The 12,183-nt window shown below is 72.9% G+C and carries 9 protein-coding genes; 3 read left to right on the top strand and 6 right to left on the bottom strand.

Annotated elements, in window-relative coordinates; translation table 11 throughout:
* The first annotated feature begins 26 nt into the window (after positions 1 to 26).
* The gene (locus ACWED2_RS15670) at positions 27 to 590 is read left to right on the top strand and encodes a TIGR03086 family metal-binding protein (protein ID WP_449691149.1); all 564 of its coding nucleotides are present in this window, start codon (positions 27 to 29) and stop codon (positions 588 to 590) included.
* Between the two features lie 373 nt (positions 591 to 963).
* Here ACWED2_RS15670 and ACWED2_RS15665 read toward each other — a convergent pair whose 3' ends face one another.
* On the bottom strand, positions 964 to 1,395 hold the full coding sequence (locus tag ACWED2_RS15665) for a hypothetical protein (RefSeq protein WP_449691148.1): 432 nt from the start codon (positions 1,393 to 1,395) through the stop codon (positions 964 to 966).
* A 46-nt stretch (positions 1,396 to 1,441) separates the two neighbouring features.
* The gene (locus tag ACWED2_RS15660) at positions 1,442 to 2,911 is read right to left on the bottom strand and encodes an aldehyde dehydrogenase family protein (RefSeq protein ID WP_449691147.1); all 1,470 of its coding nucleotides are present in this window, start codon (positions 2,909 to 2,911) and stop codon (positions 1,442 to 1,444) included.
* A gap of 175 nt (positions 2,912 to 3,086) precedes the next feature.
* Here ACWED2_RS15660 and dxs point away from each other — a divergent pair, with 175 nt between their 5' ends.
* A complete protein-coding gene (gene dxs, locus ACWED2_RS15655) occupies positions 3,087 to 5,006 on the top strand; it encodes a 1-deoxy-D-xylulose-5-phosphate synthase (protein ID WP_449691146.1) in 1,920 nt (639 codons plus the stop codon).
* 134 nt (positions 5,007 to 5,140) lie between these two features.
* Here the strand turns inward: dxs and ACWED2_RS15650 are convergent, their stop codons facing one another.
* Genes ACWED2_RS15650 through ACWED2_RS15635 form a run of 4 tightly spaced genes read right to left on the bottom strand, consistent with a single transcriptional unit; the run spans position 5,141 to position 10,556 of the window.
* The gene (locus ACWED2_RS15650) at positions 5,141 to 6,499 is read right to left on the bottom strand and encodes an aminobutyraldehyde dehydrogenase (RefSeq protein WP_449691145.1); all 1,359 of its coding nucleotides are present in this window, start codon (positions 6,497 to 6,499) and stop codon (positions 5,141 to 5,143) included.
* A complete protein-coding gene (locus ACWED2_RS15645) occupies positions 6,496 to 8,139 on the bottom strand; it encodes a thiamine pyrophosphate-binding protein (RefSeq protein ID WP_449691144.1) in 1,644 nt (547 codons plus the stop codon). The genes ACWED2_RS15650 and ACWED2_RS15645 overlap by 4 nt, the downstream gene beginning before the upstream one ends.
* The gene (gene speB, locus ACWED2_RS15640; protein WP_449691200.1) at positions 8,136 to 9,080 is read right to left on the bottom strand and encodes an agmatinase; all 945 of its coding nucleotides are present in this window, start codon (positions 9,078 to 9,080) and stop codon (positions 8,136 to 8,138) included. The genes ACWED2_RS15645 and speB overlap by 4 nt, the downstream gene beginning before the upstream one ends.
* Positions 9,081 to 9,113: 33 nt before the next feature.
* The gene (locus ACWED2_RS15635; protein ID WP_449691143.1) at positions 9,114 to 10,556 is read right to left on the bottom strand and encodes a sodium:solute symporter; all 1,443 of its coding nucleotides are present in this window, start codon (positions 10,554 to 10,556) and stop codon (positions 9,114 to 9,116) included.
* 107 nt (positions 10,557 to 10,663) lie between these two features.
* Here ACWED2_RS15635 and ACWED2_RS15630 point away from each other — a divergent pair, with 107 nt between their 5' ends.
* A complete protein-coding gene (locus tag ACWED2_RS15630; RefSeq protein ID WP_449691142.1) occupies positions 10,664 to 12,151 on the top strand; it encodes a PucR family transcriptional regulator in 1,488 nt (495 codons plus the stop codon).
* Positions 12,152 to 12,183 lie beyond the last annotated feature (32 nt).

Below are 12,183 nucleotides of genomic sequence, written 5' to 3'. Positions count from 1 at the left end.
TCGGTGGTGGTCGGCACACTGTGCTCATGACTGCACTCGACGACTTCGACCTCGCAGCTTCGACGGTGACCGGCCTGGTCGCCGCGGTCCGTGCCGACCAGTGGGCGCTCCCGACGGCGTGCGCGGACTGGGACGTGCGCGCGGTGGTGAACCACCTGGCGCACGGCAACGCGAAGGTGGCGTTCTGGGCCGGAATGGGCCCACCGGCTCCGGACGGCGACTACCTGGGCGCTGCTCCGGCCGAGGCGTTCCCCGCGTCGGTGGCGGCGGCCCGGGCGGTGCTGGCCGCGCCCGGGCTGTTTTCCCGGCAGGTGACCACACCGCTGGGTGAGGTGCCCGGGGTGTTCCTGGTGCACATGCGGGTGAACGAGTACCTCGCCCACGGCTGGGACATCGCGGACGCGACGGGCCGGCCGACGGACCTGGCACCCGAGCTGGCTTCGCGGGCGCTGGAGCAGTGGCGGTCGCGGTTCGGTGCGATGCCCCGGCAGCCGGGCGGCCCGTTCGGGCCGGAGATCCCGGCACCCCCGGACGCGACGGCGGCCGACCGGCTGGCGGCCTTCCTGGGGCGGAAGGCGGTGAGCGGCTAGCGCAGTTCGGCGGAGGTGGGGGAGGGCGGGCTGGGGGAGGGAGAGGGAGAGGGGGTTTCGGTCGCTTGGCGGCGCTGGGGTCGGCTGGGCTTTGGTCGCTTGGCGGCATCGGGGTCGGCTGGGCTTTGGTCGCTCGGTGGCGCCGGGATCGGCTGGGCTTCGGCGCGCCAGCACACCGCAGGGCCAGTGGTTGCTGTGCGACGGTGGCGCGGGCAGGGCCAGGAGGGTGGCTGCTCGGCCCCCGTGTAGCGGGTGTCGCCGTGGTGCGGTGGTGTCGCGCTGGTGAGCCGAGGGCGGTGAGGTGGCTGCTCGGCGCACCGGCAGGCCGCCCGGTCGCCGCCGCGCCGTGGGCCGAGAACCGCGAGGCCGCTGCTCAGCCTGCCCGGCGCACCGCGAACGCCGCCGCGAGGCCGGTCGCGGTCATCGCCACGCCCGACACGAGCAGCACCCAGGCCCCGGCTCCCGGGATCACCCGCGCCGCCGGCTGGATGCGGGTCACCCCGGGCAGCGTCACCACCAGGTGCCGCAGGATCACGCCCGTCACCACGAGCCCCGGCAGGCACGCCATGGCCAGGGGCTCGTCCTGGTGGCGGGCGAACGTCAGGTACGCCAGCGTCACCGCGATCAGCACCGCGGCCGCGCACACCAGGCGCAGGCCCAGGTCCAGCTCCGGGTCCGGCGTTCCGGGCGGGAGCATGCCCGGGTACTCGGCCGTCCGCAGGGTCAGCCCGGCGATCACGCCCAGGCCCGCCGCCCCCACCAGCACGGCCCGTGGGCCTCGGAGACGCTTTCGCTGCTCGTCCACTCCCGCCTCCCCTGCGTCGCCGTAGACGCGCAGCATAAGGCGGGTTTCAGCCCGAGAACCAGCGCTGCGGGGCCGGCCGCAGGTTCTGGTAGATGTGCTTGACCTCGGTGTACTCGGCCAGCCCCGTCGGGCCCAGCTCGCGGCCGAACCCGGACTGCTTGTAGCCGCCCCACTCGGCCTGGGGCAGGTACGGGTGGAAGTCGTTGATCCACACCGTCCCGTGGCGCAGCCGCCCGGCGACCCGCTGCGCCCGGGAAGCGTCGTTCGTGAACACCGCGCCGGCGAGACCGTAGTGCGTGTCGTTGGCGATGCGGACGGCGTCGTCCTCGTCGGTGAACGTCTCGACCGTCAGCACCGGGCCGAACGACTCGTCGACCACCGCCGACGAGCCCTGTTTCACCTGGTCGAGGATGGTCGGCAGGTAGTAGAAGCCGTCGGCCAGCGCCGGGTCGTCCGGGCGGCGGCCGCCCGTGCGCAGCACCGCGCCCTCCGCCAGCGCCGCCGCCACGTACGCCTCGACCTTCGCCCGGTGTGCCGCCGAGATCAGCGGGCCGGTTTCCGCCTGCGCGTCGAACGGGCCGCCCAGGCGGATCCGCTCGGCGCGGCGCACCAGCTCGTCGACGAACTCGCCGTGCCACTCCCGCTGCACGATCAGCCGCGCGCCCGCCGAGCAGACCTGGCCGGAGTGCAGGAACACCGCCGTCAGCGCGTAGTCGACCGCGGTTTCGAAGTCGGCGTCGGCGAACACCACGTTCGGGTTCTTCCCGCCCAGCTCCAGCGCCACCTTCTTGACCGTCCCCGCGGCCGCCGCGGCGATCACCTTGCCGGTCGCCAGGCCGCCGGTGAACGACACGAGGTCGACGTCCGGGTGCGAAGCCAGCGGCGCGCCCGCCTCGGCGCCCGCGCCGAGCACCAGGTTGCCCACCCCCGGCGGCAGGCCCGCCTCGGTGAGCAGCTTGAGGAACAGGATCGCGGTGTGCGGGGTGAGCTCGCTGGGTTTGAGCACGAACGTGTTGCCCGCGGCCAGCGCCGGTGCGATCTTCCACACGGTCTGCAGCAGCGGGTAGTTCCACGGGGTGATCAGCCCGCAGACCCCGACCGGCTCGTGCACGATCCGGCTGAACGCGTCCGGGTTGCCGGTGTCGACGACCCGTCCGGCGTCCTGCGCCGCGAGCTTGCCGAAATACCGCAGGCAGGCCGCGATGTCGGCCATGTCGTACCGGCTCTCGACCAGGCGCTTGCCGGTGTCGAGCGACTCGGCGCGGGCGAACGCCTCCGCGTCGCGGTCGAGCAGGTCGGCCGTGCGCAGCAGCAGGTCACCGCGCAGGTGGGCGGGGGTGCCGGGCCACGGGCCGGTGTCGAACGCCCGCCGCGCCGCCGCAATGGCCGCCTCGGTGTCCTTGGCGGTGCCCTCGGCGACGGTCGCGACCAGGGAGCCGTCGGCCGGGCAGCGGATCTCCCGTCGTGCGCCTTCGAGCGCGTCCACCCATTCGCCACCGATGAAGAAATCCGCCATGCGACCCATTCTCGTGGCCACGCCGCGTGACCGCCACAGCGGTGCGGGGAGAGGAGATTCACCCTGCGTGTCGACGTGCGGTCGCGCTCCGGTTGTGACGCCTGACGCGGCCTGCGGTCTCGCTCTAGCGGCTCTCCGTAGACTGGCCGGAACCGAGCGAGTGAGGTGGAGACGAGTGACGATGCTGGAGTCCGTGAGCGGACCGGCGGACCTGAAGCGCATGAGTGTCGAGGACCTCGGCGAACTGGCCGCCGAGATCCGGGACTTCCTCGTCGACAAGGTCCGCCGGGCGGGCGGCCACCTGGGGCCGAACCTCGGTGTCGTCGAGCTGACCCTGGCGCTGCACCGCGTGTTCGACTCGCCGCGCGACGCGATCGTGTGGGACGTCGGTCACCAGGCGTACGTGCACAAGCTGGTCACCGGCCGCGCGGCCGGCTTCGACCTGCTGCGCCAGACCGGCGGGGTCACCGGCTACCCGTCGCGCGCGGAGAGCGAGCACGACTGGGTGGAGAGCAGCCACGCGTCGTCCGGCCTGTCCTATGTGGACGGCCTGGCGAAGGCGTTCGCGCTGGCCGGCGGCGGGCGGCACGCGATCGCCGTCGTCGGCGACGGCGCGCTCACCGGCGGCATGTGCTGGGAGGCGCTCAACAACATCGCCGCGCACAAGGACCGCCCGGTCGTCATCGTGATCAACGACAACGGCCGGTCCTACTCGCCGACCATCGGCGGCCTGGCCGACCACCTCGCGGCGCTGCGCCTGCAGCCCGGCTACGAGCGGCTCCTCGACGGCGGCCGCGAGATCCTCAAGCACACCCCGGTCGTCGGCAAGCCGATCTACGCCGCGCTGCACGCCGCGAAGGCCGGCCTGAAGGACGCGCTGAGCCCGCAGGCGATGTTCTCCGACCTGGGCCTGAAGTACCTCGGCCCGGTGGACGGCCACGACCAGGTGGCGCTGGAGAAGGCGCTGCACAGCGCGAAGACGTTCGGCGGCGCGGTGATCGTGCACGTGGTCACCGAAAAGGGGCACGGCTACGCGCCCGCGGTGAACAACCAGCACGACCAGATGCACCAGACCGACCCGATCGACCCGGAGACCGGCCTGCCGCCGGTGAAGGGCCCGAGCTGGACCGGCGTGTTCGGCGCCGAGTTGGCGGCGATCGGCGCCGAGCGTGCGGACGTCGTCGCGATCACCGCGGCGATGCTGCGGTCGACCGGGCTGGACAAGTTCGCCGAGGCGTTCCCGGACCGGTGGTACGACGTCGGGATCGCCGAGCAGCACGCGGTCACCTCGGCCGCGGGGCTGGCCATGGGTGGGCTGCACCCGGTGGTGGCGATCTACTCGACGTTCCTGAACCGGGCGTTCGACCAGGTGCTGATGGATGTCGCGCTGCACCGGCTGCCGGTGACGCTGGTGCTCGACCGGGCCGGGATCACCGGGCCGGACGGGCCCAGTCACCACGGGATGTGGGACCTTTCGCTGCTCGGGATGGTGCCGGGGATGCGGGTGGCCGCGCCGCGCGACCCGGCGACCCTCCGCGAGGAGCTTCGCGAGGCGGTCGCGGTGTCGGACGGGCCGACCGCGCTGCGGTTCTCCAAGGGCAAGGTCGGCACCGACGTCGCCGCCGTCGAGCGGGTCGGGACCGTCGACGTGCTGCGGCGGCCGGCCGAGGGCGCGGATGTGCTGCTGGTGACGGTCGGTGCCTTCGCGACGCTGGGTCTCGCGGCTGCTGATCGGCTCGCTGACCAGGGGATCGGGGTGACGGTGGTGGATCCGCGGTGGGTCCTTCCGGTGCCCGCCGAGCTGGTGGCGCTGGCTTCGCGGCACAAGCTTGTGGTCACGGTCGAGGACAGTGGGCGGCACGGTGGGTTCGGGTCGGCCTTGGCTGCGCTGTTCCGGGATGCCGAGTGTGATGTTCCGTTGCGGGATCTGGCCGTGCCGCAGGCTTTCCACGATCACGGGAGCCGGGATGAGGTGCTGGGGCGGGTCGGGCTGACCGCTCAGGATGTGGCTCGGCGCGTGACCGAATGGGCCTCCGGGCGGTTGGGTTCGGATGAGCCTGCTCGGCGGGACAAGAAGGATGCCAATCGCCGGTGAAAGCCGGTCGCCGGTGAAAAGATCGTCCTCGCCGGACGGGGGCCGGACGGGCAGGCTCTGGGATGATCAATCAGCTCAGGGCCTGGCTGGGACCGCTGTCGGGGCTTGATCGAAGACTTCCGTGATCCGCTCCCTCATGCGAACCTCGTCATCACGTGCTTGACGCGGGTGTACTCGGTGAACGCGTACGCCGAGAGGTCCTTGCCGTGGCCGGAGTGGCCGAAGCCGCCGTGGGGCATCTCCGCCACCAGGGGGCCGTGCGTGTTCACCCACACGCAGCCGAAGTCCAGGTCGGCCGACACCCGTGCGGCGACGCCGAGGTCCTTCGTCCACACCGATGAGGCCAGCCCGTACGGGACGCCGTTGGCCAGCGCGACAGCCGCCGCTTCGTCCGCGAAGGACTGGACCGTGATCACCGGGCCGAAGATCTCCTCCTGGACCATCTCGTCGTCCTGGCGCACCCCCGAGATCACCGTGGGGGAGAAGGCGAAGCCCCGGGAACCGAAGCGGGTGCCGCCGGTCTCGATGCGGGCGTGGGACGGCAGCCGCGAGATGAGGCCCTCGACGCGGGCGAGCTGCGCCGCGCTGTTCAACGGCCCGTAGTCGACGCCCGGTGTCTGCGCCGCGGCCGTCTTCGCCAGTTCCGCCACGAAGTCGTCGTGGACCGACTCGTGGACCAGCACCCGGCTGCCGGCCGTGCAGTCCTGGCCCGCGTTGTAGAACGCCGCACCCACGATGCCCTCGGCCGTCGAGGCGGGGTCGACGTCCGGGAAGACCAGCAGCGGCGCGTTGCCACCCAGCTCCAGGTGGGTGCGCTTGAGGTCCGCGGCCGCCACGGTGGCCACGTCGATGCCCGCGCGCGTCGACCCGGTGATCGAGACCAGCGCCGTGATCGGGTGGCGGACCAGCGCGCGGCCGGTGTCGCGGTCGCCGGTCAGCACGGTGAACGCTCCCGGCGGCAGGAACTCCGCGGCGACTCGGGCCAGCAGCACGGCCGTCGACGGGGTCGTCTCGGCCGGTTTGAGCACCACCGTGTTGCCCGCGGCCAGCGCCGGCGCGATCTTCCAGACCGCCATCATCAGCGGGTAGTTCCACGGCGCGATCTGCGCGCAGACGCCGATCGGCTCCCGGCGGATCACCGACGTGTGGCCCGGCGTGTACTCGCCCGCCGCGGTGCCTTCCAGGTGCCGCGCGGCGCCGGCGAAGAACCGCAGCGCGCTCACGCACTCCGGGATTTCCTCTTCGAGCACCACGGACCGGATCTTGCCGGTCTCGCGCACCTCGAGGTCCGCGAACTCGGCCGCCCTGGCCTCGAGCGCGTCGGCGATCTTGAGCAGCGCCAGCTGCCGCTGCGCCGGAGTGCTGCGACGCCAGACCGCAAACGCTTGCGCCGCCGATTCGAGCGCCGCGTCCACTTCGGACTGCGTGGCGATCACGCTGGTGCCGAAGACTTCGCCGGTCGCCGGGTCGGTCAGGTCGAGCGTGCGGGTCATGCGTGCTCCAGGTGGGTCGGCGCGAACAGCTTCAGCAATGCGGGGAGGACGACGACGGACGGCCCGGGCGTGCGCAGCGCCTCCGCGAGGTCCGCGCCCACCGTGTCCAAAGAAGACAACCGGGCGGGGATGCCGAACGACGACGCCAAGGCGGCGAAGTCGGGCCGGGCCAGTTCCGTGGCCGTCGTCCGGCCGAAGGCGTCGGTGAGGTACTCGCGCAGCACGCCGTAGCCGCCGTCGTCGATGATCAGCCACGTGACGTCGAGGCCGTGCTGCACCGCGGTCGCCAGCTCGGCGACGCCGTACATCGCGCCGCCGTCCCCGGACACGGCGAGCGTGGGACCTCCGGTGACGGCGCCGCCGAGCGCGCCCGGCAGGCCGTAGCCCAGCCCGCCCGCGCCCTGCGCGGTGTGGATCGGCGCGCCCTGCGGGTTCCACGCCGACCAGGCCCAGTACGCGGCGATCGTCATGTCCCAGAACGTCTGGGTGCCTTCGGGGAGCGCGGCCCGGACGTCGTCGATCAGCTTCCGCTCGACAGCGAGGTCCTGACCGTCCAACCGCGACTCGACCCGCGCGAGCAGCCCCGCGACCGCCTTTTCGGCCCGGCCGTCGGACGCCCGCATCGGCACCCACTCCAGCAACGCCTGCAGGGTGTGCCGGACGTCGGCGTGGATGCCCAGGCCCGGGTAGTTCGACTCCAGCTTGCCGAGGTCGGCCTCGACCTGGATCACCCGGCCGCGCGGGGCGAACGCGCGGTAGTTGCTGGACAGCTCGCCGAGGCCGGAGCCGAGCACGAGCAGCACGTCGGCGTTCGCGAGGAACTCCGTGGTGTGCCAGTCCTCCAGCCACGACCGCCCGGACAGCTCGTGGTCCCACGGGAAGACGCCCTTGCCCCCGAACGTCGAGATCACCGGCGCGCGCAGCGCTTCGGCCAGGGCCAGCAGCTCGGCGTGCGCCCCCGACCGCAGCGCCCCGCCGCCGGCCAGGATCACCGGGTCCGCCGCCGCGCCGAGCAGCCGGGCGGCCTCGGTGACCAGCTCCGGAAGGGGTTCCAGCGGAGGCGCGGTGGCCGACACCGACGTGATCGGCGGCAGACCGGCCGGCCCGAGCAGCACGTCCTGGGGGATCTCGACCCACACCGGGCCGTAGGGCGCGGTCGCGGCGGACGTCCACGCGTCCCGCAACGCGGAAGGGATCTGGCTCGCGCGGCGGACGACGTGCACCGACTTCACCACGTCACGGAAACTCGCCTGCTGGTCGGGCAGCTCGTGCAGGTAGCCGTGCCGGCCGCCGCCGAGGCCGGCGACCGGGACCTGGCTGGAGATGCCGAGCACCGGCACCGACGCCGCCCGGGATTCCTGCAGCGAGGCCAGCGTCAGCAGCGCGCCCGGGCCGGTCGAGACGATCAGCGGCGTCACCGGCACCGGGCCGTCCGGGTCCGCCGCGAGCCGGGCGCGGGCGTGCCCGTCGGCGGCGAAGGCGAGGTTGTTCTCGACGCGCCCGCTGATCACGCGCAGGTCGCCGGCCCGCCGCAGCGCCTCGAACAGGCCCAGCGCGTGCTGGCCGGGCAGGCCGAACACCGTGTCGGCGCCCAGGGCCCGCAGGGTTTCGACGACGACGTCGCCACCGATGCGTGTCATGCGCCCTTCCCGAGGGTCAGCAGGCTCACCAGGTCGTAGGCGACGTGGGAGGCCGCGATGGCGGTGATCTCGGCGTGGTCGTACGCCGGGGCGAGCTCGACGACGTCCGCGCCGACCAGGTTGAGGTCACGCAGCCCGCGCAGGATCTCCAGGAGCTCCCGGCTGGTCATCCCGCCCGCCTCGGGGGTGCCGGTGCCGGGCGCGTGGGCCGGGTCGAGCACGTCGATGTCGACCGAGACGTACAGCGGCCGGTCGCCGATGCGCTGCCGCAGCGCGTCGACGGTCTCGGCGACCCCGCGGCGCAGGACGTCGCCCGAGGTGACGATGCCGAAGCCGAGCCGGCGGTCCTCTTCGAGGTCCCGCTTGCCGTACAGCGGCCCGCGCGTGCCGACGTGCGACAGCGCGCTCGTGTCGAGGATGCCTTCCTCGGACGCCCGCCGGAACGGGGTGCCGTGGGTGTACGGCTCGCCGAAGTAGGTGTCCCAGGTGTCCAGGTGGGCGTCGAAGTGCAGCAGGGCCACCGGGCCGTGCTTCTTGGCCGCGGCCCGCAGCAGCGGCAGCGCGATGGTGTGGTCGCCGCCGACGGTCACCAGCCGCGTCCCGTTCGCCTGCAGCGCCTCGGCTTCCTGCTGCAGCGTCTCGATCGCTTCGCCGATGTTGAACGGGTTGACCGCGATGTCGCCGGCGTCGACCACCTGCCGCTCGGCGAACGGCGAGACGTCCAGCTCCGGGTGGTACGGCCGCAGCAGCCGGCTCGCCTCGCGGACGGCGGCCGGGCCGAACCGCGCGCCGGGGCGGTAGGACACGCCGGAGTCGAAGGGCACCCCGACGACGGCGACGTCGGCGTGGTCGACCTGGTCGATCCGGGGCAGCCTCGCGAAGGTCGCGAATCCGGCGAACCGGGGGACGCGGGACGAGTCGAGCGGGCCGACCGGGGGCATGTCGTTCACTGCTGCGGGCTCCTGTTCTCGTGGTCAGGCATCGACGGGCGCGGGGGTGGCCGCTTCTTCGGTTTCGACGCCGTTCAGGCGCCGGGTCCAGACCGAGAGGATGGTCTCGGAGGTGCGGGGCGTGGCGAGGCTGACCGCCAGGTACACGACCAGGCTCGCGCCGAGGCCCCAGTAGATCGGGGTGTTGGCGTCGACACCGTCGATGATCATGAAGGCGATCACCGAGAGCGTGCCGGCCACCATCGACGCGTACGCGCCCTGCCGGGTGCCGCGCTTCCAGAACAGCGCGCCGACGATCGCCACCAGCAGGCCGCCGACCAGGATGTCGTAGGCGATGGTGAGCGCGTTGACGACGTCGTCGACCACCATCGCGATGCCGATGGCCAGCAGGCCGAGCAGCAGCGTGGCGAGCCGGTTGCGGCTGACCTCGCCACCCTTCTTCAGGCCGAGCTTGGTGAGCAGGTCCGACGTCGTGGTGGTGGAACACGCGATGAGCGCGCCGCTCGCCGTCGACATCATCGCCGACAGCGCGGCGGCCAGGACCAGGCCGCGGACGCCGGTGGGCAGCAGCCGCTCGACGATCGTCGCGAAGGCGTCCTGGGCGCTGGCGATGTCCGGGTAGAGCGCGTGCGCGGCGGTGCCGATCAGGGCGCCGGCCAGGCCGTAGACCAGGCAGTAGACGCCGGAGGTGATGCCGCCGGACGTCGCGATCGCCGGGGTGCGGGCGGTGAACACGCGCTGCCAGATGTCCTGGCCGATCAGCAGGCCGAAGGTGTAGATCACGAAGTAGGTGACGATCGTGTCGGTGCCGATCGAGGTGAAGCTGAAGAAGCTCGCGTCCAGCTTTTCGCTCATCCCGCTGAAGCCGCCGGCGGAGGTGATCGCGACCGGCAGCAGGATGGCCAGGATGCCGATGGTCTTGATGACGAACTGGGCGATGTCGGTGAGCGTGATCGACCACATGCCGCCGAGCACCGAGTAGAGCACCACGATCGAGCCGCCGATCGCGATCCCGGCCCAGTTCGGCAGGTCGAACAGCACCTTGAAGATGGTCGCGAAGGCCAGCGTCGAGGTCACCGTCAGCATCAGGGTGTAGCCCCACATGACGACGCCGGACACCGCGCTGGTGCGGCCGCCGTAGCGCAGGTCGAGCATCTCGCCGACGGTGTAGACCTTCAGCCGCACCAGGCGCCGCGCGAACAGCGCGTGCAGCACGAGGATGCCGACGCCGATGCTGACCACCAGCCACATGCCGGAGATGCCGAACTTGTAGCCGAGCTTCACGCCGCCGACGGTCGACGCGCCGCCGAGCACGACGGCCGACATCGTGCCGGAGTACATGAACCAGCCCAGCCGCCGCCCGGCGACGAGGTAGTCGGATTTCGTCTTCGCGAGCCGGAGGCCGTACCAGCCGACCCCGAGCATGCCCGCGATGTACAGCGCGATCACCGCGTAGTCGCCGGTCACGGTGTCCTCCTCACGTCGGTTTCGGGTCACCGTAGGTTCGCCCGCCACCACCCCGGCATGGGATGATTCATCCACAAATCGACTTCGACCAGGATGAAATGGCCAGGATGCCGGATTCTTTGCCCACCGAGGTGAATGTCCCGTTACGGGACGTGGTCGGCAACCGGGAGCTCGCGCTGGACGTCGTGCCCGAGACGCTGCGGCCGGGCGCGCTGGACCTGCCGGTGCGCTGGGCCCACGTCAGTGAGCTGGAGGACCCCGCGCCCTACCTGCTGGGCGGCGAGCTGATCCTCACCGCGGGGGTGAACCTGCCGGAGCGGATCGACCGGTACGTGCGCGGGCTGCGGGACGCCGGCGTGACGGCGCTGGGCTTCGGCCTCACCCCGACCGTGCACGAGACCCTGCCGGAGTCCCTGCGCCGGGCCTGCGCGCGCCGCGGGCTGCCGCTGCTGGTGGTGCCCTCGCGCACGCCGTTCCTCGCGATCAACCGGGCGGTTTCCGTCGCGCTGACCGAAGCCGGGCAGCGTGAACAGCGGCGGATCACGGCGGCACGCGAGACGCTGACGCGGGCGGCGGGTGGCGGGCTCGGCGAGCTGACGACGGCGCTGGCGGCGGTGCTGCGGTCCTGGGTCGCCCTGGTCGGTGCCGGGGACGTGCTGGCCTCGGCGCACGACGCGCCGGCACCGCTGCCGCCGCAGGTGCGGGCGCTGATGGCGACCGTGCGGGCGGGCAGCGGGATCCGCAGCGCGACGACCGAGCTCGACGGCGGGTTCGTCGTCGTCCAGCCGGTGTACCCGCAGGCCACGGCCTCGCACCTGGTGGTCGTCGGCCGGTCCCGGCGGTTCGAAGGGGCGGACCGGGCGATCCTCGCGGTGGGCGCGGCCCTGCTCGGCCTGGTCGGCCGCGCGGGCTCGGACGCGGCCGAGCTGGGCGCGGCGGCCACCGGCCTGCTGCTCGGCCGCGCGTCTCCTCCGGAGGTGGCCCGGTCGCTGCTGGGGTCGGAGGTGGTCCGGCTGGTCGCCGGGGCGGCGTACCGGCGTGGCCCGGACGAGGTGGCCCGGCGCCCGGACTGGCTGCGGGCCCGGCTGGACACGCCGCTGGTCTCGGTGTCGCCCGGCCGGTTCGTGGCGATCGCCGGGTCCGCGCCGCCGCTCGCGGTGCTGGAGGACCTGCGCGCGCACGGCTGGGTGGCGGCGGTGGGCTCACCGGCACCGGCGGGGCAGCCGCCGGACGGCGAGGTCGACCTGCTGCTCGCGCGGGCTCAGGCACTGGGACGACCGGTGGTGGCCGGGGATGCGCCGCTGGACTTCGACGCGGTGGTGGACCCGGGCGCTTCCCGCGGTTTCGCGGCGAAGGCGCTGGAACCGCTGGTGGCCCTCGACGAAGCCGGCGATCGGTCGCTCGTGCTGACGCTGCGGACGTGGCTGGCCCACCACGGCGGCTGGGAACCGACGGCGGCCGAGCTGGGCGTCCACCGCAACAGTGTCCGGCACCGGATCGCGCAGGTCGAGAAGGCGCTCGGAGTGGATCTGGCGGACCCGGAGGTCCGGATGCGGCTGTGGTTCGCCCTGCGCTGGGTGGCACCCCGTCCTTAAAGGGCACTCTCAGGAAAATATGGGATTGTGGG

The sequence above is a fragment of the Amycolatopsis sp. NPDC005003 genome (assembly GCF_053600695.1).
Note: the sequence above shows the minus strand (reverse complement) of the source record. Positions and strands in the feature narration are given on the sequence as shown.

What these genes read in the sequence shown, in the direction of transcription:
- ACWED2_RS15670 (WP_449691149.1), top strand. Translation starts at nt 27, where the DNA reads ATGACTGCACTCGACGACTTCGACCTCGCAGCTTCGACGGTGACCGGC.
- ACWED2_RS15660 (WP_449691147.1), bottom strand. Translation starts at nt 2,911, where the DNA reads ATGGCGGATTTCTTCATCGGTGGCGAATGGGTGGACGCGCTCGAAGGC.
- ACWED2_RS15650 (WP_449691145.1), bottom strand. Translation starts at nt 6,499, where the DNA reads ATGACCCGCACGCTCGACCTGACCGACCCGGCGACCGGCGAAGTCTTC.
- ACWED2_RS15645 (WP_449691144.1), bottom strand. Translation starts at nt 8,139, where the DNA reads ATGACACGCATCGGTGGCGACGTCGTCGTCGAAACCCTGCGGGCCCTG.
- speB (WP_449691200.1), bottom strand. Translation starts at nt 9,080, where the DNA reads ATGCCCCCGGTCGGCCCGCTCGACTCGTCCCGCGTCCCCCGGTTCGCC.
- ACWED2_RS15630 (WP_449691142.1), top strand. Translation starts at nt 10,664, where the DNA reads ATGCCGGATTCTTTGCCCACCGAGGTGAATGTCCCGTTACGGGACGTG.